This window comes from Paenibacillus sp. 1182, from assembly GCF_017833915.1.
Lineage (GTDB): Bacteria > Bacillota > Bacilli > Paenibacillales > Paenibacillaceae > Paenibacillus > Paenibacillus polymyxa_D.
Map to the genome: position 1 here is coordinate 165,774 of NZ_JAFICR010000002.1, position 24,760 is coordinate 190,533.

Sequence of the window (24,760 nt, forward strand, 5' to 3'; positions counted from 1 at the left end):
ATTCCGCCCGCTCCGCTGCTACCCGCCGTAAAGTCACTTTTTTTGAGAACTGAGGGTAGTGGCAAGGGGAGAACTTAGGGAAGGCGCGTGACTCGCGCTTCCTTGGGTAAATGCGCCATGATGGTTGGCTCAGCTTCGCTTTCGCTTGTTTTTAGGACTGCTAGTGGTGGTGATAACAGAAGGTGCGAGCTCATTCATACTACGGGTGCAGGTCAGTGGATTTTTAACAGGCCGCTTCGCTGACCTTATCAGTCAGATGATTAGGCTATTTTTTAGAAAGGAGCGGAAGTCATGGGTAAAGGGAAGGCTGTACACGGGCGATTTCGGGCCCCCTCGGATCGGATTTTTGATGCGTGCAATATTCTGTTTATGCTCTGCCTGATGGTGTTCACGCTGTATCCGTTCTTGAATACACTGGCGGTTTCGTTGAATGAAGCGAATGATTCGATACGGGGCGGGATTTATTTGTGGCCACGTGAATTCACGTGGAGTAATTATGAATTTGTGTTCAAGGAAGCGACGATTTTTCATGCTACGCTGATTTCTGTATTACGTACGGTTGCGGGCACGGTGACTTCGGTGTTTTGCTGCGCGATGGTGGCGTACACGATCAGCCGGCCGGAATATGTGCTGCGTAAATTTGTTTCGATTGCTTTTATTTTAACGATGTATTTTAGCGGTGGACTGATTCCGAACTTTCTCCTGATTCGTGAGCTTGGGATGCTGGGGACTTTCTGGGTGTATGTTGTGCCGGGATTGATTGGGGTGTTTAATGTGATTGTTATTCGCTCCTTTATTGAGGGATTGCCGGAAGGGATTTTGGAGTCGGCGCGTATTGACGGGGCTGGGGAGTTTTCCACTTTTATGCGCATCGTTTTACCGCTGTGTGTTCCCGTGCTAGCGACGGTGTCGCTGTTTACAGCAGTCGCGCAATGGAATTCCTGGTTCGATGTGTTTTTGTACAATTCGTCATATGAACAATGGAGCACTCTTCAATATGAGTTGATGAAAATACTGCAAAATTCCAACACGTCTGTTAACACTCAGGACTATGCGAGCCAATTCGCTGGTTCGGAAAATCTAGCGAAGTCGGTCACGCCTACCTCAATTCGGGCCACGATGACGATTGTCGCTTCAGTGCCTATTATTTTAGTTTATCCCTTTTTGCAAAAATACTTTGTGAAGGGTATGACCTTGGGCGGTGTCAAAGGATAGTAAATGAAAACCAATGGTGCCAAATACCAATTCCAAAAAATCGGAGTACGGGAGGGATTGCTTTGCGGTCATGTTGGGTTAAGCCTTTTTGTCTGGTACTGGCTGGAGCGCTGTTGTTATCGCCTGTCGGTTGGTGGGGGGCGTCTGTACTAAAGGCAGCTCCGTCTATAGAACATTCCCCGCCCGTTTCGGATACGGTGCTGTCAGCGGGTAATATCCATAAGACCATTGGAACGTATGGATTTGAGCAAGGAAACAGCGACGGCTGGAAACCCCGGGGAACTTATACCCAAATTGCATCCGTCACGGAAGCAGCATATGGCGGCACGCACAGTCTGAAGGCAACCGCCCGCACAGCGGCTTGGAACGGGGCGGAGCTGGATGTGAAGTCGCTATTGCAGCCGGATGTAGAGTATGAAATTAGTGGCTATGTGAAGCTAGATGGTCATTCTGCGGTTCCGAGCATGGTTAAACTTACAGTGGAGCAGCAGCCGACAGACGGGACTACGACATGGAAGACGGTAGCGCAGACGGAGACGGCGGATACATCGTGGATTAAACTTCAGGGGAAATATACTTTTACCGGGGGGATGGATGCATTGAAGCTGTATGTGGAAAGCTCGAATCCCGCGCAGGCCTACTATGTGGATGAGGTAGAAATAACACAGGTATCGAAGACGCCAACGGAGCCGGCCCATGGTATCGTATCCGGGTTTGAAGAGGGTACGGCTCAAGGATGGGTGTCCCGTATGGGAGCCGAGACCGTGCAGGTTTCGGATGCCGATGCACGAAGCGGCTCATACAGTCTGCTGACAACAGGCAGACAAAAGACATATGCCGGACCGAAGCTGGATGTGACTGCTACGATGCAAAAGGGCAGCCGATATACGGTCAGTGCCTGGGTGAAGCTGGCGCCGGGTGAGCAGCCTGCCAAGGTGAGGCTCAGCGTGCAGCGTGATCACCAAGGGAATAGTTCGTATGAAACTGTTGTAGGCGACACGGCTACTACGACAGGGGGATGGATGCATTTATCTGGTACGTATACGCTCGCGCATGATGCAGACACTGTTTCTATGTATTTGGAAACGGCAGAAGGAACGTCTTCCTTTTATATGGATGATTTCGAACTGTCACTTGTACCACCACTGGCTATTGAAAAGGACATTCCTTCTTTGCATGGATTATATGGGGGACAGTTCAGCATCGGCACGGCGATTGAAGCTTTTCAGACCGAAGGGGCTTACGGAGAGTTGGTACAGAAGCATTTTAACAGCGTCGTTGCAGGGAATGCGATGAAGCCAATCTCCTTACAACCGTCCGAGGGACAGTTCCATTGGGAGGAAGCAGACCAAATTGTGCAGTTTGCTAGACAGCACGGACTAGAGATTCGCTTCCATACCTTGGTGTGGCATAACCAAACTGGGGATTGGATGTTCAAGGATAAGAATGGACAGCCGATGACACCGACTGCTGAAAATAAAAAGCTTTTGCTGGATCGGCTGGAGACGCATATTCGCGCTGTTGCAGCGCGGTATAAAAATGTCATCACCGATTGGGATGTGGTGAATGAGGTCATTGATCCTGATCAGCCGGATGGCATGCGCCGCAGCAAGTGGTATCAGATTACCGGTACGGATTATATTGAAAAAGCATTCCGTGTCACGAGGGAAGCGGCGGGCCCGAACGCACGACTATTCATTAACGATTACAACACGCATGAGCCGAAGAAACGGGATTTTCTGTACAATTTGGTACGTGATCTGCTCGCTAAAGGTGTACCGATTGACGGGGTAGGCCACCAATCGCATATCCGCCTAGAGTTTCCCGCTATTAGCGAGATTGAGCAGTCCATCGAAAAGTTTGCTTCGCTTGGTCTGGATAATCAGATTACCGAGCTGGATATGGGTCTTTATTCCAATGACACAGATCGCTATGAAACGATTCCAGAATCTATGCTGATCCGGCAGGCTCACCGCTATCGGGCGCTGTTCGATATGTTTTCAAGGCAGCAGGATCATATCAGCAATGTGACGATTTGGGGTACGGATGATGGAAATACGTGGCTCAGCACGTTTCCAATAGCCCGGCTGGATAAGCCGCTATTATTCGACGAACAGTTAAAGGCCAAATATGCCTATTGGGCACTTGCTGATTCGTCCAAAGTCCCGCCGTTGCCAGCAGGGAATAACGAATAAATGGTTTGAATACATGCCGGCCTTTGTTATCTCACCTGAACGCAATGGCGGTTTTACGGAAGTATGGATTGGCATGTATGCTGTATCGAACGTCCGCTTATACAAGCATAAAAGCAGGCTGTCCTTTACATTTCACATGTGAAGGACAGCCTGCTTTGTTATCGTAAAGGAATCGCGGTTTATTCCAAGTTAGCGTGTTGGCCAAACATAGATTCGGAGGTCAGCTTGCGCAGCTCCATCGTTCTGAGTACCAGTGCATCACCGTACAACAGCAGGGTTTGCTCAAACAATGAGCCCATAGGCTGAATCGTCTGGTAATCCTTGTTGGAAGGATCCTTGGGTGCACCGGGCAGCTTGACGATGATATTGGCCAGTTTGCCGATGGTAGACTCGGGGGACGTGGTTAGAAGCGCCAGAGAGGCCCCGAGTTTCTTTGCTTTTTCTGCCATGGAGATCAGGCTTTTGGTTTCGCCAGAGCCTGAACCAATAATGAGCAGGTCGCCCTCGCCCAAGCCGGGAGTTACGGTTTCACCCACCACGTAAGCTTGAATTTCCATGTGCATCAGTCGCATCGCCAGCGAGCGAATCATGAACCCTGAGCGGCCCGCACCTGCCACGAATACCTTATTCGCAGCGTCGATGGAGTGGATCAGCTGTTCCGATTCCGCATTGCTGATCAACTGTGGAACCCATTGTAGCTCGTTGAGTACCTCAGATAAATATTGAGAGGTTTCCATTGGGGTTAACCTTGTTTGATGAGCTGTTGCATTTGGGAAGCTACAGCCTTTTTGTCGTCCTCGCCAGTGATACCACCGCCGACGATAACCAGATCCGGTTGAGCCTTCACGACTTCAGCCAATGTGCTCAGCTTAATACCGCCAGCCACGGCAGTTTTTGAGTTTTTCACGACTTGTTTGACGGTTTGCAGTGCTTCGAATGGGCTCTGTCCTTCAGCTTGCAGATCGTAGCCTGTATGCACACAGATGTAGTCAACGCCAAGGGCGTCGATTTCTTTCGCACGTTGCTCAAGGTTTTTAACACCGATCATGTCCACCAGGATTTTTTTGCCGCCTTGTTTTTTGGCTTCTTCTACTGCACCTTTGATTGTTGCATCTTCAGCTACAGCCAAAATCGTAACGATATCTGCACCAGCCTCGGAAGCTTTTAGCACTTCATAGCCCCCTGCATCCATAACCTTCAGGTCAGCCAGCACTTTCAGATTCGGGAATGCTTCTTTCATTGCTTTTACTGCATGAAGTCCTTCATTGATGACAATCGGCGTACCGATTTCTACGATATCAATATACGACTCTACTTCTTTTACCAATGCAATCCCTTGTGGGATATCTACTAAGTCTAAAGCCAATTGAAGTTCCATGTTATTAACTTCACTCCTTAAGTGAATTTGTATTTGATGAACAGGTACATGCTCTGTTGAGTATCACTCTATACTTTGGTTTCATGCACAGGTTTGATTGTAAGGCCCCGGTATCCGGTTGAAAAGTACGCACTAATTCGTAACGTAGTTACCCCCACGATACTATAGCACCATAAAAACTATCCACTAGAGAGCCTATACTTTGTCTTTTTTAGTATTATTTCTATAAGGAGAGTCAACTATTCGTAACCGAGGATTTTGCAAAAATCCCATAAGCGACTGGAATCGAATTTTGCAAAATCCATAACCGTACACAGCAATGTAAGGTTGCAAAAAAAAGAAGATAGCGATGATTGAATTGACTTCAAGTTAGGTTTTGACTATATTTGCAATATACGGTATGCAAAAATGGAGGCTACCAGCATAACTGCCCTGAAAAATAGCCATTGGGCTAGGGGTAACCGCAATTTTCAGGCTAGGGAGGCGGGGTCTAATGGAAGAGGTCTTGAACCAAAGGGAAGCCATTTATTTGTTGTCAGACAGTCACGAACTCGATAAAGCTTGTGAGTTGTTTAGACTCAGCTACACACATAATGATTGGGATGAAGCGAACAAAGTAGCAGACTTTCTGCATACGTTGGCTGAAAACCTGTATCACACCCAACTGAGAAATGCTGCAGACGGCAAGTATGAGACATTGGACACCAAACACCCGCTAGTGTTTTATTATGCTTACAGTTATCTGGCGAAGTCTATTTACTATCAGAATATGGGCAAGTATGAGGAAGCTAGAAACTATATTATGAAGTATAGCGAAATGGGCTGGTTTATGGGGCTGGATCAGAGCGGTCACGAAGAAGTAGAGAGATTCCGTTTCCTCGCCAGGGCCAATTTATTTACGATTGAGTTACTTTCGGGGAGAAGGGAACTTTTGCCTGAGTACGTTCAATTTCTTCATGACAATGAAGAGGAGTTACTTCCAGGATTGGTTGGTATTGCGGAAGCGGCTAACTTGAATAATTGGAATATAGACGACCTGCTGAACGATTTTGCTGATGATATTAAGATATTTGAAGGTTATGAAGATAGAGCAAACCGCGTATATTATCTAAAACTGGTCAACCAATTGGCCATTTACCATTTCAAGAAGAAGCAGTACTCCGTTGCCTTAAATTATGTTCTTGATTCTCTGCAATTCTCTGCCAATGTAGAAGTGGATGCCAATTTCAGGACATTGGTTGCTCTGTTTGAGACTTATCGAGATTGGGCAACACCATCACAGCAAGAGCAATACCAAACCATTTTATTAAGGGGGCTTCATAATGAAAAAGGCATTAATCTCGGTAACTATGGCCTTGGCGTCTCTTAGTATTGCTCTTCCGGTGGGAAATATTTGGGGAGGGTTAGACCCCGTGATTCCTTCAAATCATGGCGTTTTTTCTTATCCTGCTTGAGTTTCAGATTTAGATCCTTAAGCCCGATAGGCCTTTTGTACATAAAGGGGAGCACACTTTTACGCATTTTGCGATCCGTGTGCTCTCTTTTTTATGCCAAAATTTATTTTACGACATACGAAGTCAGGCTATTGGCCAGATGTTGCATCGTTTCACTCGCCTTTTGCATACGGTCCATCACTTCAGTGAAAGAGCCTACCAGAGTCGCCTGCTCTTGAGAAGAAGAAACAATTTGCTCAATTTCCTGCTCCATTTGATGAATGGAGTTCTGTACATCCTTAAGGGCCCCTTCAATATCGACCGTCGCCTTTTTGGATTCTACGGATAGCTTGCGCACCTCTTGAGCGACGACACCAAAGCCTGCTCCTGCTTCTCCGACACGCGCGGCCTCAATCGCTGCATTCAATCCAAGCAGGTTGGTTTGATCGGAAATTTCCTTGATGAACACAGCTACCTGATTGATTTTACCCGAGTTTTGCACAGCGATTTGGGTGTTTTTCAAAATTTGTTCACTGGTTGCCTGAAGTTCCTCGGAATGAGCTGCTACATGCTGTACCATATCAATGAGCTGCTCGGTGATGGAGCGGTTCTCGGATACGAATTGATCCAGTTGATTTTTGTTAGTCAAATTATAAGAGGCCGCAAATGCTGCAATGACTTCACCTTTCTCGTCCAATACAGGAATACTGATCATATCCAGAGGAAAACCTAGAATTTCAGCAGGAATGTGGGTCAGGCTGGTCTCACGTCCATTTTTAAGCATGGCAAAATTCTTATAGTCCTCGAGTAGCTCCGAGCCTGTTTCAAAGCCGAGGTCCATACCCTCCGATTGGGTATACATAAGGACATGAGTTCGGTCGAAGAGAGCAAGGGTCACTTTCTCACGCATGATCTGTTGTATGTAGGGAATGGCTGCAATTAATGCATCTATTGTATTCAAATAGATAACCTACCTTTCTTTACTAGGTATATTTTTTATAGTCTCGTATATAGTTGTCGGTCTAAAGATGGATAAAAGTTATAAAGATATTGAATCTTTAAGGAAGTGAAAGCATCAGAAAAAAAGGCATACCATTTCCATTACGAAACGATATGCCTTCTATTTAATCTGAACTTGTCAGTGCTGCGTATAGGTAGTTCACTTGCCGCGTTGCTCGAACAGTTGTGCGATTTCCACAATAACCTTGGTAGCGAGCACCATGTTGTCCACCGACACATATTCAAACTTACCGTGGTAGTTCTCCCCACCTGTAAAAATATTCGGTGTAGGCAGTCCCATGTAGGATAGCTGTGAACCGTCTGTACCGCCACGGATCGGCTTGATAATGGGTTCGATATTCAGCTTTGTCATTGCTTCATAAGCGACATCGACGATATGCTTGACTGGCTCTATTTTCTCTTTCATGTTGTAATATTGATCTCTCAGCTCCAGCGCAATACGGTTTTCTCCATATGCGGCCTGCAGCTCTTTGACTACATTTGTTAAATAAGCTTTCCGGTTTTCAAAGCTCTCGCGGTCAAAATCACGGATAATATAGTACAGTTTAGCTTGTTCTGCGGTGCCTGTAGAATCCAAGAGATGATAGAAGCCATCATATCCGTCTGTATATTCTGGGGCTTCGTTTGCAGGTAACCGACTGTGCAGCTCCATAGCGATTTTGGCAGCGTGAATCATTTTGTTTTTAGCCGTACCAGGATGCACATTCACACCGTGAATGGTAATATGGGCGGCTGCGGCGTTAAAGCTCTCATACTCCAGTTCTCCGAGCGGTCCGCCGTCTACCGTATAGGCATATTCAGCGCCAAAAGCGGCTACATCAAAGCGTTCCGGTCCTCTCCCAATCTCTTCGTCCGGTGTAAAAGCAACGCGAATTTTGCCATGTTGAATTTCTGGATGGTCAATCAGGTAGTGGATAGCTGTCATGATTTCTGCGATCCCGGCTTTGTTGTCTGCACCGAGCAGGGTGGTACCATCTGTTGTGATCAGGGTGTGGCCTTTATATTGAGTCAGTTCGGGAAACTCACGTGGAGAAAGAACCACACCAAGCGAAGCATTCAGCGTGATATCGCCCCCATCATAGTTTTCCGTCAATTGCGGCTTTACCCCTGCACCAGTCAGCTCGGTAGCCGTATCGAGGTGAGCGAGAAAACCGATGACGGGAACCTCTTTATCCGTATTGGAAGGAAGGGTCGCCATCACATAACCATGATCATCAATAGTTACGTCTGTCATACCAATGGCTTTCAATTCGCCCACCAAGAGGTTGCCCAATGTGAGCTGTCCGGGTGTAGTGGGGCAAGTGTGACTGCTTTCATCAGATTGGGTATCTACCTGAACATAGGTAGTCAGGCGGTCAATCAGTTCCTGTTTCATGTGTGTATCCTCCTTGGTGTCATTTCTATTATGGTACGTATTTTATCATGATTAGGCTTATAATATGAAAAAAATGGTTGAACCTTTTAGGGATAATAGTAAAATAAAAGTAAAAATAGAGTAAAACGATTAAAGGAGTCTGCAATGCCTACGTTAAAAGATATCGCCCAGGAGGCAGAGGTTTCGATATCCACGGTCTCCCGAGTGCTGAATTATGATGAAACACTGTCTGTATCAGAGGAAACGCGGCGTAAAATTTTTGAGGTTGCCGAGCGTATGAAGTATACGACTGTTAAACGTAAAAATGGCGGTATTGGTCGTCAGCCCCGCAAGAAGGCAGATGGACCCATTCGGTTGGGCATGGTGCACTGGTTTAGTACGTACGAGGAACTGGAAGACCCTTATTATCTGTCTATCCGGTTTGGCGTGGAAAAAGAGTGCCGCCAAAGCGGGGCACAGCTGGAGCGTATTTTCAGAAGAGAGGACCTGACTGCGCTGAAGGCGTCATCCGAAGGGCTGCATGGGCTGATCGTGCTGGGGCATTTTAGCAGCGAAGAGGTAGAACGTATGCTGGAACTGCCCATTCCTTGCGTTTTTCTGGATCATTCGGTAGAGCGCACAGGGGCAGACTATGTGGTCATTGACCTTGCTCGCGCTACAGCTGATGCACTGGATTATTTGATGGGCGCAGGCCATCGTCACATCGGATATGTTGGTATGGGCAAGGATGAGCAGTCCCATGATTTCGAACGAGCGGATCTAGATGCTCGCTATGAGACGTTTTTGCGGTATCAGGAACAGCACAGGCTGTGCACGTCGGATGATATTCATGTGTGCGGCGGAACGGCGGCAGACGGCTTCCGTGCGATGGAAGCGGCTATTTTGGCAGGACCAGAAAACCTGCCTACAGCTTTCTTTGTTGCGAGCGATTCGGTGGCTATTGGGGTGTTAAAGGCACTGGAGCGGCATCACCTTGCGGTGCCGGAACGGATCTCCATTGTTGGCTTCAATGATATTCCGACAGCGGAATATTTGACCCCATCTCTGTCAACGGTCAAAACGCATACCGAACTGATGGGAGAAACGGGTGTTCAGTTCTTGCTGCATACGGTACGCAACGGTGCAAACGAGGTGGGGCGCAAGGTCATCATTCCGACCGAGCTCATGATTCGCAACAGCAGTGCGCCGCTACATACCGATCCCCAATAAAATCTACGTTATTGATTTGGACAGCTCCGGCTTACCGGGGCTGTTTTTTGATATAAAAAGATACAAAAATGGATTGACAATTGCCTTGTAAATGCTTACATTGAACGTATATTATTTTACTAAGTTTTACTCGTAGTTTTTACTTGAATATTTTACTGTGGTATAAGAGTGGAAAATAAAAGGTTGAGGTGACTGCCCATGCGTACCATTTTGCCGTTAAATGACCAATGGTTATACCTTCCGGAATATGTCGAGAGCGAAGTAAACGTAGGCATTGATGCAAGTCGGTATGAGCCAATTCAGCTGCCGCACACCAATGTAGAGCTTCCGTATAATTATTTTGACGACAAGGCATTTCAGTTTATTTCTACGTATAAAAGAGAGCTGACCATTCCGGCAGAAGCCAAAGGTAAGCGAGTGTATGTTGATTTTGAAGGAGTTATGACCTATGCTCAGGTGTATCTAAATGGGGTAAAAGCGGGGGAGCATAAAGGTGGATATACACCGTTCAGTGTTGAATTGACCGAACTTGCCGAGTATGGTGGCTCCAATGTGCTCACGGTCATTGTCGATTCCACGGAACGGGACGACATCCCTCCCTTTGGGGCAGTCATCGACTATCTGACCTACGGCGGTATTTACCGCGAAGTGCAGATGCGAATAGTGGAGCCTGTACACCTCGGAACGGTATTCGTTCAGACACCGGAGCCGCTTGCGGCAAATAAGGCGGTGCGCGTCGTCGTGGAGCTGGAGGGCGCCAGCGATCAGCAGGACGACTTGACGGTCGCACTGCAACTGCTGGACAGAGCGAGCGTGAAGGCGGAGACCGAGCTGGCAGTGGTGACGGCGGCGGAAGTGACGCTGGAACTAGGCGAATTGAACGGCCTGCAGCTTTGGGATATAGATGATCCCAAGCTGTATGAAGTGAAGCTGACGCTGCTACGAGGCGGAGAAGCGTTGGATCAGGTGACCGTGCGCTTTGGCTTCCGCGAGGCCGAATTTCAGCCGGACGGTTTTTACTTGAACGGGCGGAAGATCAAGCTGCTCGGCCTGAACCGTCACCAATCCTATCCGTACGTTGGCTATGCTATGCCCAAAAGAGCGCAGCGTCGTGATGCAGATGTGCTCAAGGAGGAGCTGGGGCTGAATATGGTACGGACATCCCACTACCCTCAGTCCCGTCATTTTCTAGACCGCTGTGATGAGATCGGATTGCTCGTTTTCGAAGAGATTCCGGGTTGGCAGCATATTGGCGGTAAAGCGTGGAAGGACCAGGCGGTGAGGGACGTCGAGGACATGATTATCCGTGATCGTAATCATCCCTCCATCGTCATCTGGGGCGTACGAATTAATGAGTCGCAGGATGATCATGATCTGTACACGCGTACCAATGAGCTGGCACGAAAGCTAGATCCGACCCGTGCTACGGGTGGTGTGCGTTATATTGTAGGCAGTGAGCTGCTGGAAGACGTATATACGATAAATGATTTTGTTCATGATGGTGGGCACAAAAAATATTTGGCGAAGGAAATCCGCAATTTTGATACGTATGACGATACAGAAGGCGTAGATGGCGAAACGACAGGCTTGCGCCAGCCTTCTCTCGTTACAAAGCTGGATCATCCGGTCCCTTATCTGGTAACGGAATATAACGGGCATATGTACCCGACCAAGCGTTTTGACCAGGAGGAACGGGTAATGGAGCATGCACTGCGCCATACGCGGGTCCAAAATGCTTCCTATGCCGATGAGGGCATTGCCGGAGCGATTGGCTGGTGTGCTTTTGACTATAACACGCATGCTGATTTTGGTTCCGGTGATAAAATCTGCTACCACGGTGTCATGGATATGTTCCGCCTGCCTAAATTTGCAGCGAGCGTGTACCGGAGCCAGAAGAACGTCGAACAGGAAGTCGTTATGGAGCCGGTCACTTACTGGTCGCGTGGCGAGCGGAATATCGGAGGCATCGTGCCGCTGGTCGTGTTCACCAATTGCGATGAGGTGGAGTTCATCTACGGTCATGAGCGCAAAGGTGTTTATCGTCCGAACCGAGAGAAGTACCCAGCGCTTCCTCACCCCCTGTCGTGATCGACGAGTTGACAGGCCACTGGGGCATGAAGTGGGAAGACGCTGTATTCATTGGGTACGTAAATGGGCAAGAAGTAATACGTAGATACTATTCACGTAATCCGGTGCCGACAGAGCTGCGCGTAGCTGCAGATGATACAGTGCTGGAAGCCGGCGATTGGGATGTCACTCGAGTGGTAGTCGATGCTCTGGACGAATACGGCAATGTATTGCCGTTCTATGCAGATCCCGTTTCGGTGGAGGTCGAGGGAGTGGGTGAATTGATCGGTCCTTCGAGCTTATCTCTGATTGGAGGACGTATTGCATTCTGGATTCGGTCGAAGGGGGAGGCTGGACAAATTCGTGTGAAGGTTTCTGCGCCTTCCCGTTTCGGTCCGCAGGAATTGAGCCTTCACGTGCAATAATGAAGCAAAGGCAACATACAATCCTACTAGCCACTTTTTATAACGTTTGAGCCTTCAATTATTTAAAAAAGGAGTTGTCCGCAGATTCTGTAAAGGATCTGAGAGGGCAACTCTTTTTTACATATATAGGGTACGTTAATCTATGAGTCTTTTAAATTGTGTCTTATTACTGAGTCACTTAACGTTACGTTCATAGATTGGAAGCATAGAATACACTATCAAAAGCAAGGGAGGTGAAAACTATGGCGATTCTTTTACCTTCGCAATTCTACAATCTTGCTGCTGGTGTGGGTAAGTCCTTTTTTGAAAACCTGAGAGGCGGTAATAATGCTACAATTACCGTGAATAATACGGGTGCCAATCCGGTTGATCTTGTGGTTACCCGTGTCAATGCTCCTGTGATCACTTATGTTATCCCGGCGGGCAACAGTCTAACGTTAGAAGTTGCTTTGCTGCTGGTAGCTGCTCTTCAGGCGACTCCAGTTGGAGCAGTAACAGGTACAATCCAAATTGCTACATCTGATTTCTAACTTGTAACGACCTGACTCTCTAACTCTAGCTTTGCCGAAAGGCAAGGTTAGAGCTTTTTTTGTTTGAAATTTTCTGAAACTTTTTTCATATTGTGCCGATATATACATATAGCATAGCAAACAACAACATCGAAAAGGAGTACCCTGTATGAGCTTTAGCAATCCGGTTTTACGTGATGACATCTTTTTGCGCGAAGATGAAAGAGAAGCTAGTGAACAACGCATGACCATTGGAGGAACGGTGAACAAAACGTTGCTTCTGCTGGTTCTGCTCATCGTCTCTGGCAGTATTACCTGGTACATGACCTATGAAGGAACTGTAGAGGTGCTATCTTTGCTGACGGCAGGATTTATTGGTATGGCAGGCGTAGCACTTGCGATATCCTTTTTTCCCAAGACGGCTCCGTTACTCTCTCCTGTATATGCGATTCTGAGTGGTTTTGCTTTGGGTGGCGTTTCAGCCTTTATGGAGTATGAGTACCCGGGAATTGTGGCTAATGCCATTTTGCTGACCGTGGGTATTTTGTTCTTGATGCTCTTTATGTATACACAGCGAATCATCAAGGTGACACGCGGCTTTATCTCATTCGTGGTCCTGTGTACGATGGCGATTTTTCTGGTGACACTGGTTGATTTTATTTTGAATTTTTTCGGTATGAATGTTCCGTATATCCATGAAACGGGTTGGCTGGGCATCGGCATCAGTTTATTTATCGTGATTATTGCGGCATTGAATCTGCTGGTGGATTTTAATTTTATTGAAGAGCAAGCAGATCAAGGCGCACCCAAATATATGGAATGGTATGGTGCTTTTGCATTGCTGGTGACTCTGGTATGGCTGTATGTACGGATTTTGGACCTGTTGGCCAAGTTCAGTAAGAGGGACTAAGTGCAGGGTGAGAAGAAAAGGATGGCTGACTGCCGTCCTTTTTTGTATTTTAAATAGACGGTTTAAAAATTGCATTTTACGTTAAATACATAGAAGTTGGGTAAAACATTAAGACAGACAGGAGAGGAGTGAGTGTATGTATCAAGTGGTGCTGGTTAGGCATGGAGAAAGCGTGTATAACCGACAAAACCTATTTACGGGCTGGACGGACGTGGACCTGACTGAACAAGGGACTCATGAGGCCATTGAGGCGGGGCGTATTCTCAAGGAGGCTGGATATACGTTTGATTTGGCATTTGCCTCTGTGCTAAAACGATCTATCCGCACACTGTATCACATCTTGGATGAGCTGGATCATCTGTGGATACCTGTGCAGAAGTCATGGAAGCTGAATGAACGCCATTACGGTGCCCTTCAGGGGCTTAGTAAGCTGGATTCCGCCGTGCAATACGGCGAGGAGCAAGTTCATATCTGGCGGCGTAGTCTGACGGTGAGGCCCCCCATGCTGGATGAGAAGGACGAGCGGAGTCCGCATCGGGAAGAGCGTTATCGCAATATTAATCCAGAAGAGCTGCCGCTTGGGGAAAGTCTGGAGGACACAGTGCATCGGGTCGGCGAGTTTTGGAAGCAGCGGATTGTACCTTTGATTCTCAAAAAGGATCGAGTTATCATTTCTGCACATGGTAACACTTTGCGGGCTTTAATCAAGTATATGGAGAATCTGGACGAAACCGCATTGCTGGATTTGAATATTCCGACAGGTATTCCGCTGGTGTATGAGCTGGATGAGCATATAGATCCCATCCGGCGCTTTTATCTCGGTGATCCGAGTCATGTAGAGGCTAAGAAGCAGGCTGTGGCCAACCAAAGCAAGGTAACGGAGTGATTTTCTATACACAAAGAGGACAGGGCGCCTCCTCGCATCCTGTCCTCTTTGTGTTGGGTATAGATTAAGCGTTCGCTTCTTCTTCTTCTGATTCCTGGCTGTCTTCCTCTGCGGGAAGTGCCCACACCGACACACTGCCGGCACGAACGGGAAATATGCCGTAGCCATCCTGCCCGATCTTTACGATATGATCGTGATGCCCGGTCAAATCTATCCATTCTTCCCCTGCACGTTGTTTACCTACGAACATGCGCTTTTCCCCGTCATTTGCGTTGGTGATCACCACAGCACATCCGGAGCCTTCCAGCTCAGGCACGCCTTGACGAACCCATCCAATCGTATGGGGATCATCGAAATAATCTTTTTGCTCACCATAAGCTTTATGGTACCGGGCATATAGTAGCGGGTCTAGCTCAGCTTGCTTGCCTTTCACGGGCGTTTGCCCCTGAATACCGTAGTAATCGCCGTAGAACACGCAGGGATAACCGTCCTTGCGCAGCAAGATAAGTGCATAGGCGCTGGGCTTAAACCAGTCCTCCACCCAGGATTCGAGCGCTTCGTGCGGCTGGGAATCATGATTATCGACAAAAGTAACCGAGTTGAGGGGATGGGTATGAACAAGCGTATCCTCGAAAATGGTGCTTAAATCGAAATCCTTGCCACCCAAGGAAGCGCTATGTAGTTTGTAGTGGAGGGATACGTCAAATAGGTCGATTTTATAATCAATGGTATCCAGGAACTTTTGACACGATTCCAGATCCGGTTTCCAAAACTCGCCTACCATATAAAAATCCTGCCCGCGTTTTTTAATCATTTCTGTAGCAAACTCTCGTACAAATTCATGATTAATATGCTTGATTGCATCCAGACGGAATCCGTTGCATTGCAGAGTATCTACCAGCCATTTTCCCCAACGGATCATCTCTTTGCGCACATCCTGATGATTATAGTCAATATTGGCGAACATTAAATAATCATAATTGCCGAATTCATCATCTACATTTTCGCTCCAGCTTTTATTTTTACCTAAAATACGATAGATTCCTGTCCGATCCTGGCTAGCATCGTAATCGGTTCCGTTAAAATGTTCAAAGTTCCATTGAAATGTGGAATACTGACCTTGACGGCCGGGGAACGTAAATTTAGTCCAGCCTTCGATATCAAAGGGCTCGGAAATGACTTCATTGCGGTTATCCGGGTTAACCTCGACGACCTTGAATACTTCAGTTTCATCCGCGCCGGCCTTATGATTCATGACCAGATCGACATAGACGGCCACGCCGTGGCGAACACAGGCGGCAACAGCCTCCAGCAGGTCTTCCCTGGTTCCGTATTTGGTGCGCACCGCACCTTTTTGGTCAAATTCGCCCAGATCGTAAAGGTCATAGACGCCGTATCCCGTATCCTCGGGCGATTGGCCTTTGGTGACAGGTGGAATCCATATCGCGTCAATTCCTTTGGCCTTCAGTTCCGGAGCCAGGCGGGTAAGCTTTTTCCAGTGAGAACCGTCAGCTTCGACATTCCACTCGAAAAATTGCATCATCGTATGGTTCCTTTTCATGTGCGTCCCTCCTTCATATATAACAAGTTACCCACCAAGTGAGGGGGGCTAAACGTCAGACGGTCAATATGATGCTGAATGAAGAACAAGGATCGCTGTATAACGTATGCTAAATCATTAAAATTTGTTATACCTAAGTGTTCCCAACGACTCGGGTAGCTAGAAAAGGGAACGTGAAAACGGTAAAATGAATCTAACTTAACAATAGTTCGGGTTTTGGGCAAACTGTGAAGCGTGAGCAACAGAGGAAAGGAGGAGTGGACGTGACAGAACCACAGCAGAACAAGGATGAAGCGAGCAAACCGCTGATAAAGAAATGTACGTATTGTCAGGAGATGAAACCTTTAACGGACTTTCAGCGCAGAACGGGTCGCCGGGCTGGTCCTTATTCCCGACGTGGTCCTTGCCGTTCCTGCCGGGGGTTGGCCCCGCAAGAACGTGCGGCTACGTCCGCTCCTTCCGGCGAGGAAACAAATCCCTCGGCTGCTCCCGTGATGCAGCATAGCCTTGAAGCAAATACGGCTGCGCACAGCCTAGAGGCGTCGCTACCTATGGAGGCACAACGCCCCCGCAGGAAGCCGGTCACGGACAAAGCGCGTGAGTGCCACCGGCAACGGGTTCGGCATCTGCTTAGCAGGCTGAAGCCTGCGGATACCCGGGCGTTGCGGCTCAATCGCAATGGCATGATTCGGCTAAGAGGCAAAACCGACCAGGGGAGACGCTGGCATCAAGAGATTGAGCTTGATCTGGCCATGACCCTGGTCAGAGAGCGTATGGCGGTGATTGTTAATCCTTACACCGTGCGCAGACTGTATAGTAACAAGGAATTTCGTCAATATGTGCTTAAGCGTGACCGGTATACTTGCTTTTTTTGCGGGGGCTACGGTGACACGATTGATCATTTACTGCCTCGGGCAAAAGGGGGGCACACGACGCCGGTCAATTGTGTATGTGCTTGCAATGAATGCAATCAAGTTAAGGCTGCCCGCGATGTAGATGAGTTCATTGAGTCTGGTGTACCGCAGCCGTCTCCTGATGATTTCGAGGCACCTGATAATCCTGACGCTTCTGAAGGCACCCTACATACGTAGGGCGACTCTTGGAGCGTAGATCCCTTAGTACAGTTCTACTTCAAAGCCGGATTCCTTCCAGGCTGTTGTTCCGCCTTCGATAAAAGCTACATTGGTAAAGCCCATCTGCTGGAGTGTATAAGCTGCCAATGCAGCTTGTCCGCCTGCCCCACAAGTGGTGATAATCGGGCGGTTGCGGTCACGTAGACGTTCGTCACGCAAATCCTGTGGAACCTCCAAGTCAGCGCGGATGGGCAGCATGCCCAATGAAATATTGGCGCTTCCGCGAATCAGACCGCAAGCGCCTGCATCATGGGAGTCCTGTACATCGATAACGAATGTATCTGGATTTGCCTCCATTCGCTGACGTGCCTCCTGTGAATCAATGCCCTGAACGTGCTGCCTCGCTTCTTGAACCATATCTCCAAATGTTTTAGCCATCATTTAAAACCTCCGTATGAATATATTTTGTGTTATTTTCATATTATCGAACTAAAACGCACTCTCTTTATTACCCTCCTCTAGCATAAGATGACTCTTCTTTTAAGGGAAACTTGGACAAAAATCGAGCTTATTCTAATTTTTATCTAAAATAACAATAAAAATTTTGCGGAAATTTGTGCAAATTTAAAATTTCTTCGACGATTGTGTCGTGAAAGGTGTAATATAGAGGTATAGGGTTCCGTTTCGGCCTGTTGTAGTCACGAAGGAGCGCTTCGTGGAATATTCCGCAGCAGTAACAACAGAATACCGTCTGAGCAATATACAATTGGCATCTGCGATAAATCAGTCTTGCCCTTTAGGGTATAGGCCGGTTTTAGCTGTGCTTCTTGCATGTTTAAGGGCGTGAATTCGATAAACGTTTTATTGCTAGAGTTTATGGATACAGGTTACGAGAAAGGAATGGACTTCTATTTTCACAGTAAAGGAGGACGTTCACGCATGTCTGAAAACCAACAAGAGGTGGCAGTAACACAGGAAGCTACCAAAGAGTCTCGGGATGTATTGGACCAATTGATGAAACCGGAGGTTCAGCAATCGCTGACCGTGCTGGTAGAAAATCTGCCCAAGTTGACTGAGATGGTTACTTTGATGACCGACGCTTATGATGTAGCTCGCAGTCTGGCGACTGACCCTGTCTTTATCGGAGATATGAAAAGCTCCATGGGAGAGTTTGTGAAGCCTGTTACAGATTCGGCTAAAGGATTGGCTTCTGCTGCAATTGAAGCAAATGACCGAGTACAAACTACGGACGGCAGTGTAGGTCTGTTTGGCCTGCTCAAAATGCTTAAAGATCCGAATGTACAAAAAACGCTGCGTTTCAGCCAGGCTTTCCTGGATATTCTGAATGAGCGCCAACGCGAAAGCAAATAATTACCTGATCGAGAACGGAGGATGGACATGTCGAAGCAAATTTTGATCTTGGGCGGCGGATACGGCGGATTGCTGGCCGCTCTTACAGCACGCCAGCATATGGACGCTAGCCAAGCAACCATTACAGTGGTAAACCGCTTTGCGTCGCACCAAATTATTACGGAACTGCACCGTTTGGCGGCAGGTACTATTGCCGAAAAAGCTGTGGCGCTTCCTTTGGAAAAACTGCTGCGCAACAAAGATATTATCCTGAAAGTGGATACAGTTTCCGAAATCAAGCCGGACGATAAGAAAGTAACCTTGGCCAGTGGTGCTACGTTGAGCTATGACGCTCTCGTTATTTCCCTGGGCAGTGAAACGGCATACTTCGGTATTCCAGGGCTGCAAGAACATAGTTTCACGCTGAAATCAGTAGCAGAAGCTAATCGCATCCGCGCACATGTGGAAGCTCGTCTGGATGCTTACAAGCAATCCGGTAACAAAGCGGACGCTACAATCGTTATCGGTGGTGGCGGTCTGACTGGTGTTGAGCTGGTGGGCGAATATGCCGACAAACTGCCTGCAGTTTGCCGTGAAAAAGGCATCAACTACAAAGATATCAACTTGTATTGCGTAGAAGCTGGACCATCTATTTTGGCAGGCTTCCCTCAACCATTGGTTGATCGTGCAGTAACAAGCCTTGAAAAACGTGGCGTTCAAATCGTAGCGGGTGTTCCGATTACAGAAATGAAAGCTGACGAAGTTCTCCTGAAAGACGGACGTTCGATCAAAACGAACACACTGATCTGGACAGGCGGCGTACAAGGTAATGCACTGGTTGGCGCATCTGGTATCGAAGTAAACCGTGGTCGCGCAACTGTGAATAGTGCACTGCAATCGACTTCTCACGAAGACATCTTCCTCGCTGGCGACAGCGCAGTGGTGTTCCCGGCTGAAGGCGAGCGTCCATACCCTCCAACTGCACAGTTGGCTTGGCAAATGGGCGAATTAGTTGGTTACAACATCTTCGCTTATTTCAACGGAGCGAAAATGGAAAGCTTTACACCAGTATTCTCCGGTACACTGGGCAGCTTGGGCAGAACAGACGCGATCGGTACTGTAGGCGCGAATGGCACCCAACTGAAAGGCGCTGTAGCCACCTTGATGAAGGAAGGCAGTAACATCCGTTACTTGTCCCACATCAAAGGACTTTTTGCATTGGCCTATTAATATTTCTTACTTCTATATGTTTTATTCAAAGAGAGTGCAATTCTGTGCTCTCTTTTTGTTATGTAATGGAACCTTCTATACACTAGTATGTGTAAAACAGAATGTTCCTTTTTTAGGCGAAATTAATAAATTATGGTTGAAAGTCTACATTTGTAGAGGTATGCTAGTTTTGAAAAATAACTAGGAGGTTTGTGTATGTTTAGGAAAAAAAAGTTTTTAGGCATGGGGTTAGCAACTATTCTCATGTGCTCCTCACTTTCGGGAAGTCTCGCCTATGCGGAATCGAAATCTAGTACGTACGATGCTTCATTTTTTGAAAATCTCAAACAGCGGGCCATAGTCCATGAACTTGAAGAACACAAGATCGCCGTTAACCCGAAAGCATCTATTGCTGAACTGCTGAATACAGCGGATAGTACATCACTAAAGAGTAAGAATAATAGTGATCTACAACATAATCTGGAGAAGCTTAACAAGTCGGAATACATATATCTTACACTCGATGGAGAAGTATACAGCTCAGAAAAGGGTTATGTAGGCATGGCGGATAAAGTTGAATCAAAAGAAGATAGTGTAACGGATGCTACTTATATGAAAACAAACTCTTTGAGTGAATCAAGCAACAATCATAATGTTTCCATATCAAGTAAAAATAATCCCACTCCATCGCAAGTGAGTGGAGGGACAACGGGAACTTTCTCAAGGGTTCAATTGGATTATGATGGTTTTGATGGGGTTAATGCAAATGTGATTACGCCAAGGGCTAAGTACCTAGGAGCAAACGAACAGCCATGGATGTATTACGGTTTTGATGCAAAGAATGGACGGGGAATTGAGGGGGGATTTTCCTATCAAACAGGCAGAGAAGTATGGCAGGGGTATATTAGGAACAATAATGGTTTCAAATACTCTTTAGAGACGTGGAAAAATCACGACATAAATGATTCAGTTAAATTTTATATTGATAATAGTACCTATAACGCTTACCTGTTAGCAAAATACAGAGACATCGTCGTTATGCAAACCTCTTTTGACTCTTCAGACTTATCATCCATGTCGGTTAAGAGAGTGACGGCAATAGCGAAAAAAAACTTTGATGGCAGCAATATCTATGGATGTTCTATCAATGGAGAGTTTTCAGAATTGGTAGTCTCAAAATTCAATTCAGATTATTATTATCCATGGGATGACTATCGGGATTACTCTTTTTGGGATGGAAGTCAGTGGTTCGGTACGATTGATTGGCCCGCCGATTATATTACTCATTATGGTCCAAGTGTGTGGATCAACAACCGATAAGAACAATTAGTTAAACAATGGCTCAAGCTAAAATATACTGAATAGCATCTGTCAATTCCTTTGTTGTTGGGTGAGACTTACAACAATGGAGTTTGGCAGATGTTTCTCCATGTTAAGCATACTCAACTGGACTCCTCTACCATAATTTTGGTTTCAATTCTAAATAATAACAAGGAGGGCATTGTGAAAATCAGGTTATTAATATGCCTTATGATTTTATTTAGTATTGCTGCTGCAAACTCGAATTTGGTATCGGCTCAAGCTCAAGGCCAAACCCCCATACACTTGAAGGTCAATGATCATTACGTTTTATATACCTTCCCTGCACCACCCTTTGTGGATCAGAAGGGCAGACTCCTTATACCGCTCCAAGCGGCTGGAGATATACTCGGGGGCAAAGTTACTTACAATGCAGCGAACAAAACCGCTTCTGTTGATCTGTTGGGGCGTAATGTAACTGCTACGATTGGATCACCCGAAATATCAGTTAATGGTGAGTCGGTGACAATGGACACAGTCCCCATCATGAAAAGCAACGCAATGTTTTTGCCGGTATCCATTTTGTTGAAGGATACAGATGCGAAGATGGAATGGGATTCCAAGCGTGGCTTATTGAAACTAAGGCATGATAGCTTTACGGAAAGTTCAGTTCTTATGAAATTTAAGGGACAGGACTTGGCCCAAGTCATTGACGCGAATGCGTTTGATCTTACTTCCTTTGACTTGGATCGAAAAAAAGGGGTATTAAATATTTATGCTATGTACGAGAGCGGCTTATCACCTGCTTCCAGGCAAATCGACTTTAATCCTCTGATTGTGTATAGCAAAGGAACCTATAGTGTAAATCCTTATTCTAAACCCAGTATGTTTTACAAAGTGAAAATCACCACTCCTGGTAATTTGGTTTATACAAGAAATATAGATACGACCAATGCGGATAAAGATTATGTGAAATATATTACTTCCGTAGCAAGGTTGATTAACTGATTGTTCGGATTTCTAAAAATTGCAGTTATGAAAAAGAAGACAGGGAAGCTATTTTCCTTGTCTTCTTTTCTGTCAAGAAAGTCTATTTTTGGACTCTCTCTTATTTATAGTATTTATCACTTAGTAGTTAAAGGTCGCGAGTGTGCTGTTGTTTTCGTTTGAATGAACAACACCTTTTACACGTGATACATTTTTATTTCTAATGTCTGAAATAATATCTTCTTGGATTCTATTCTTTTGGTAGTAGGTTAGACTGTTCCAATCATCTGTTTTAACATACGCATCCACTGTGACTTCACTAGAGTCGCCCTTTACGCTAAAGTCTATGGAAACATTGTTATATTTACGATCAAAGTCGTTGAGCAAGACCCTTTTGATCTCGCTCAGATCAATTTTGGAGGATAGTTTTTCTATATCCACATTCCCTTTACTATCGGAGTCAAAGGTTGCAAGTTTGTTTCCGTTACTTGAGTTTTTAACGGTTCCTTCAATATCAGCATCTTTAAAGGTCTTTAAAATATCCTCCGAAATATCTTCTAGGTAAGATTTTTGTCTGCTACTCGAAATATCGTTCCATCTACTCTCTGTCAACTCAATAGTCACAGTAATATCGTTTTTATCACCTTTCAGAGTAATATCTGCATTGGCGTTATTTGTGTCGCGATAGTCTCTGTTCAATTGACGTTCAAGATCTTTCAAAGTATCGGTGCTACTTTTGCTAGCTGTATCTTTCAGCGTCTGATTGTCTTTTTGCAACTGAGCAATGGTAGCGTCTTTCGTCGTGTTCGCTGCTTTCGCTGTGTTGAGCTCTTGAGTCAGCGTCGTAATCTGGTTGTTCAACGCCGTAACTGTAGACTGATCAATGGGAACACCATTGTCAGCAATGACTACGCGTTTGTTTGTACCATCCCATGTTACCTTTTTATCCAAAGCTGTACCTGCCAGCTTCAGCGGGATATACGTCACGCCATCCAGCAGAAATGGTTCTGTTTTAGCATCAGCAGGAACCTCGGTTCCGTTGTAGATAATTTTGATATTGTTATATACTGCTTGGATCGGCTTAGTCACTTGTGCGGCATATGTGGATTGGCTGAAAAGAGCCCCGGATATGGCCAAGGCGGATACGGCAGTGATGATGACAGGTTTTTTGATAGATTTCAGTGATTTCATTCGTTGGTCTACCCCTTTATTTAAGAATTATAGCCTGGTTCATAGACTAGAGTAACATTAATGCCTACAAAATCCAACAGCTTGGAGAGTCATTATGGGTTGTGCTTATATTGGTTAGACGCAACAGCAACCATAAAAGTTGCCCTGTTCGCGCAAAAGTTTTTCCAAAAGTATCCGAACAACACAAAACAAGCCCGCTGCACAAGACAGCGAGACTTGTAGGTAAAACAGTGCGCCGAAGTTATCCATTCAGGATTATTTGCCGTCCTTCAGTTTGCCTGCTGTTTCCTGAAGATGGCCTTTGGCCTTATCCAGTTTACCTTCGGCTTGAAGGGATTTATTATCGGTAGCGTTTCCGATTTGGTCCTTGATTTCACCTTTGGCTTTGTTCACATTACCTTTGATTTTATCGCTAATTCCGTTATCCTTCATGTTGAAGCCCTCCTTATGTGATTGAACTTTCATTCAGCATGCTGTAGTTAGTCATTACCCGAGCAAGGGTAATACGAAACCAGAGGCTGTATATCACAGACGGGGGTATAATGTTGGATACGGGTTAAATCAGAACGTGAAGTGGGGAGTGAGCGCATGCTCAAAATTTTATTATTTATTCTCGTTATTCAAATTATTTACGTATCGGCGTATACACTGCGCATGATTCTGACGCTGAAAGGACAGAAGTACATTGCTGCGCTCATTAGCACCGTAGAAGTTACGGTCTATGTATTGGGCTTGAATGTTGTGCTTAAGTATCTGGATCAAGTGGCAAGTCTTGCGGTATACGCCATTGGCTATGCATTGGGTATTCTGATTGGAGCATGGATTGAGGAAAAAATAGCGCTTGGTTATGTCACCGTTAAGGTGATCAGCAATGAGATTAATGGAGGAATTGCCAATGCGCTGCGGGACAAAGGATACGGCGTTACAGCCTGGCTGGGCAGTGGGCGTGATGGAGAGCGCCTGGTGATGGAAATTTTGGCTAAACGGAAAAACCAGAATAGGCTGTATCAGTCCATTCTGGAGCTGGACCCTAAGGCTTTTGTCATTACGGTAGAGCCGAAGCAATTTCATGGCGGCTTCTGGACCAAGGCTATCCGTAAATAAACATTTTGGTAAATTGCGCATATTTTTTGGAGCTTGGAGCATATTAATACCCGCACAGGTGAATTTTTCAAAAATCCTGGCACAGGTGGGGATTAACAGTAAAATGACAGGGGATATTACCCTATAAAAAACCGAGGGGGGATATAGATGTACAGACGCCAGGCCCCGGAAATCATTCCAGAGGAAAATACGGCTATTTGGTCGTGTACAAATGAGGGTTGCAATGGCTGGATGCGAACGGATTTCACCTTTTTGAACGAGCCAGCTTGTCCATTTTGCCAAGCCTCGATGGGGCAGGAAATGCGGATGTTGCCGATTCTCAATCGGGCGGGCAATTCCTTTGTCGCCCAGCGCTCCTAATCCA

At 46.3% G+C, this 24,760-nt stretch carries 24 protein-coding genes; 16 read left to right on the forward strand and 8 right to left on the reverse strand.

Annotated features, from left to right (window positions below; translation table 11 throughout):
* The first annotated feature begins 291 nt into the window (after positions 1–291).
* Together JOD82_RS03765 and JOD82_RS03770 are read left to right on the forward strand one after the other, a co-directional pair.
* A complete protein-coding gene (locus JOD82_RS03765) occupies positions 292–1,215 on the forward strand; it encodes a carbohydrate ABC transporter permease (RefSeq protein ID WP_029518710.1) in 924 nt (307 codons plus the stop codon).
* 62 nt (positions 1,216–1,277) lie between these two features.
* Entirely contained in the window at positions 1,278–3,410 is a 2,133-nt protein-coding gene (locus JOD82_RS03770; protein ID WP_029518709.1) for an endo-1,4-beta-xylanase, read from the forward strand.
* A gap of 179 nt (positions 3,411–3,589) precedes the next feature.
* Here the strand turns inward: JOD82_RS03770 and hxlB are convergent, their stop codons facing one another.
* Together hxlB and hxlA are read right to left on the reverse strand one after the other, a co-directional pair.
* Complete coding sequence (hxlB, locus tag JOD82_RS03775; protein ID WP_209947649.1) at positions 3,590–4,147, reverse strand: 6-phospho-3-hexuloisomerase; 558 nt, start codon at positions 4,145–4,147, stop codon at positions 3,590–3,592.
* A gap of 5 nt (positions 4,148–4,152) precedes the next feature.
* On the reverse strand, positions 4,153–4,788 hold the full coding sequence (gene hxlA, locus JOD82_RS03780; protein ID WP_029518706.1) for a 3-hexulose-6-phosphate synthase: 636 nt from the start codon (positions 4,786–4,788) through the stop codon (positions 4,153–4,155).
* A gap of 493 nt (positions 4,789–5,281) precedes the next feature.
* Between hxlA and JOD82_RS03785 the strand changes: the two genes are divergently transcribed.
* Complete coding sequence (locus JOD82_RS03785; RefSeq protein WP_029518705.1) at positions 5,282–6,157, forward strand: hypothetical protein; 876 nt, start codon at positions 5,282–5,284, stop codon at positions 6,155–6,157.
* A 188-nt stretch (positions 6,158–6,345) separates the two neighbouring features.
* Here the strand turns inward: JOD82_RS03785 and JOD82_RS03790 are convergent, their stop codons facing one another.
* The gene (locus JOD82_RS03790; RefSeq protein ID WP_069011007.1) at positions 6,346–7,182 is read right to left on the reverse strand and encodes a methyl-accepting chemotaxis protein; all 837 of its coding nucleotides are present in this window, start codon (positions 7,180–7,182) and stop codon (positions 6,346–6,348) included.
* A 198-nt stretch (positions 7,183–7,380) separates the two neighbouring features.
* Complete coding sequence (pepT, locus tag JOD82_RS03795; RefSeq protein WP_209947651.1) at positions 7,381–8,616, reverse strand: peptidase T; 1,236 nt, start codon at positions 8,614–8,616, stop codon at positions 7,381–7,383.
* Between the two features lie 144 nt (positions 8,617–8,760).
* Here pepT and JOD82_RS03800 point away from each other — a divergent pair, with 144 nt between their 5' ends.
* From JOD82_RS03800 to gpmA, 6 genes are all read left to right on the forward strand, one after another.
* Positions 8,761–9,825 carry a LacI family DNA-binding transcriptional regulator gene (locus tag JOD82_RS03800; protein ID WP_209947653.1) on the forward strand — a complete coding sequence of 355 codons (1,065 nt, stop codon included), beginning with the start codon at positions 8,761–8,763 and terminating at the stop codon, positions 9,823–9,825.
* A gap of 198 nt (positions 9,826–10,023) precedes the next feature.
* Positions 10,024–11,913 (forward strand): glycoside hydrolase family 2 protein, encoded by a 1,890-nt coding sequence (locus JOD82_RS03805; protein WP_245248897.1) that lies wholly within the window; start codon positions 10,024–10,026, stop codon positions 11,911–11,913.
* Positions 11,914–11,939: 26 nt separating this feature from the next.
* Positions 11,940–12,317 carry a hypothetical protein gene (locus JOD82_RS29010; RefSeq protein WP_245248898.1) on the forward strand — a complete coding sequence of 126 codons (378 nt, stop codon included), beginning with the start codon at positions 11,940–11,942 and terminating at the stop codon, positions 12,315–12,317.
* A gap of 242 nt (positions 12,318–12,559) precedes the next feature.
* Complete coding sequence (locus tag JOD82_RS03810) at positions 12,560–12,847, forward strand: hypothetical protein (protein WP_029518700.1); 288 nt, start codon at positions 12,560–12,562, stop codon at positions 12,845–12,847.
* A gap of 148 nt (positions 12,848–12,995) precedes the next feature.
* Entirely contained in the window at positions 12,996–13,736 is a 741-nt protein-coding gene (locus tag JOD82_RS03815; RefSeq protein WP_023990900.1) for a Bax inhibitor-1/YccA family protein, read from the forward strand.
* A gap of 136 nt (positions 13,737–13,872) precedes the next feature.
* Complete coding sequence (gene gpmA, locus JOD82_RS03820; protein ID WP_039271817.1) at positions 13,873–14,622, forward strand: 2,3-diphosphoglycerate-dependent phosphoglycerate mutase; 750 nt, start codon at positions 13,873–13,875, stop codon at positions 14,620–14,622.
* 64 nt (positions 14,623–14,686) lie between these two features.
* On the opposite strand, the gene JOD82_RS03825 is transcribed toward gpmA, so the two are convergent.
* The gene (locus JOD82_RS03825; protein ID WP_209947654.1) at positions 14,687–16,183 is read right to left on the reverse strand and encodes an alpha-amylase; all 1,497 of its coding nucleotides are present in this window, start codon (positions 16,181–16,183) and stop codon (positions 14,687–14,689) included.
* A gap of 263 nt (positions 16,184–16,446) precedes the next feature.
* On the opposite strand from JOD82_RS03825, the gene JOD82_RS03830 reads away from it, so the two are divergent.
* Entirely contained in the window at positions 16,447–17,274 is an 828-nt protein-coding gene (locus JOD82_RS03830; protein ID WP_209947656.1) for an HNH endonuclease, read from the forward strand.
* 24 nt (positions 17,275–17,298) lie between these two features.
* Here the strand turns inward: JOD82_RS03830 and JOD82_RS03835 are convergent, their stop codons facing one another.
* Positions 17,299–17,694: a rhodanese-like domain-containing protein gene (locus JOD82_RS03835; protein WP_023990896.1), complete on the reverse strand. Its 396-nt coding sequence runs from the start codon at positions 17,692–17,694 to the stop codon at positions 17,299–17,301.
* Between the two features lie 501 nt (positions 17,695–18,195).
* Here JOD82_RS03835 and JOD82_RS03840 point away from each other — a divergent pair.
* From JOD82_RS03840 to JOD82_RS03855, 4 genes are all read left to right on the forward strand, one after another.
* Complete coding sequence (locus JOD82_RS03840) at positions 18,196–18,627, forward strand: DUF1641 domain-containing protein (protein WP_013312528.1); 432 nt, start codon at positions 18,196–18,198, stop codon at positions 18,625–18,627.
* Between the two features lie 27 nt (positions 18,628–18,654).
* A complete protein-coding gene (locus tag JOD82_RS03845) occupies positions 18,655–19,836 on the forward strand; it encodes an NAD(P)/FAD-dependent oxidoreductase (RefSeq protein ID WP_209947658.1) in 1,182 nt (393 codons plus the stop codon).
* A 195-nt stretch (positions 19,837–20,031) separates the two neighbouring features.
* Positions 20,032–21,135 (forward strand): hypothetical protein, encoded by a 1,104-nt coding sequence (locus JOD82_RS03850; RefSeq protein WP_209947660.1) that lies wholly within the window; start codon positions 20,032–20,034, stop codon positions 21,133–21,135.
* A 183-nt stretch (positions 21,136–21,318) separates the two neighbouring features.
* Positions 21,319–22,122: a copper amine oxidase N-terminal domain-containing protein gene (locus JOD82_RS03855; RefSeq protein WP_209947662.1), complete on the forward strand. Its 804-nt coding sequence runs from the start codon at positions 21,319–21,321 to the stop codon at positions 22,120–22,122.
* 120 nt (positions 22,123–22,242) lie between these two features.
* Here JOD82_RS03855 and JOD82_RS03860 read toward each other — a convergent pair whose 3' ends face one another.
* Together JOD82_RS03860 and JOD82_RS03865 are read right to left on the reverse strand one after the other, a co-directional pair.
* A complete protein-coding gene (locus JOD82_RS03860; protein ID WP_209947664.1) occupies positions 22,243–23,292 on the reverse strand; it encodes a stalk domain-containing protein in 1,050 nt (349 codons plus the stop codon).
* 255 nt (positions 23,293–23,547) lie between these two features.
* Entirely contained in the window at positions 23,548–23,724 is a 177-nt protein-coding gene (locus tag JOD82_RS03865; protein WP_068939077.1) for a CsbD family protein, read from the reverse strand.
* 156 nt (positions 23,725–23,880) lie between these two features.
* Between JOD82_RS03865 and JOD82_RS03870 the strand changes: the two genes are divergently transcribed.
* Together JOD82_RS03870 and JOD82_RS03875 are read left to right on the forward strand one after the other, a co-directional pair.
* On the forward strand, positions 23,881–24,396 hold the full coding sequence (locus JOD82_RS03870; RefSeq protein ID WP_013312523.1) for a DUF2179 domain-containing protein: 516 nt from the start codon (positions 23,881–23,883) through the stop codon (positions 24,394–24,396).
* Between the two features lie 147 nt (positions 24,397–24,543).
* Entirely contained in the window at positions 24,544–24,756 is a 213-nt protein-coding gene (locus JOD82_RS03875; RefSeq protein WP_025721956.1) for a cold-shock protein, read from the forward strand.
* Positions 24,757–24,760 lie beyond the last annotated feature (4 nt).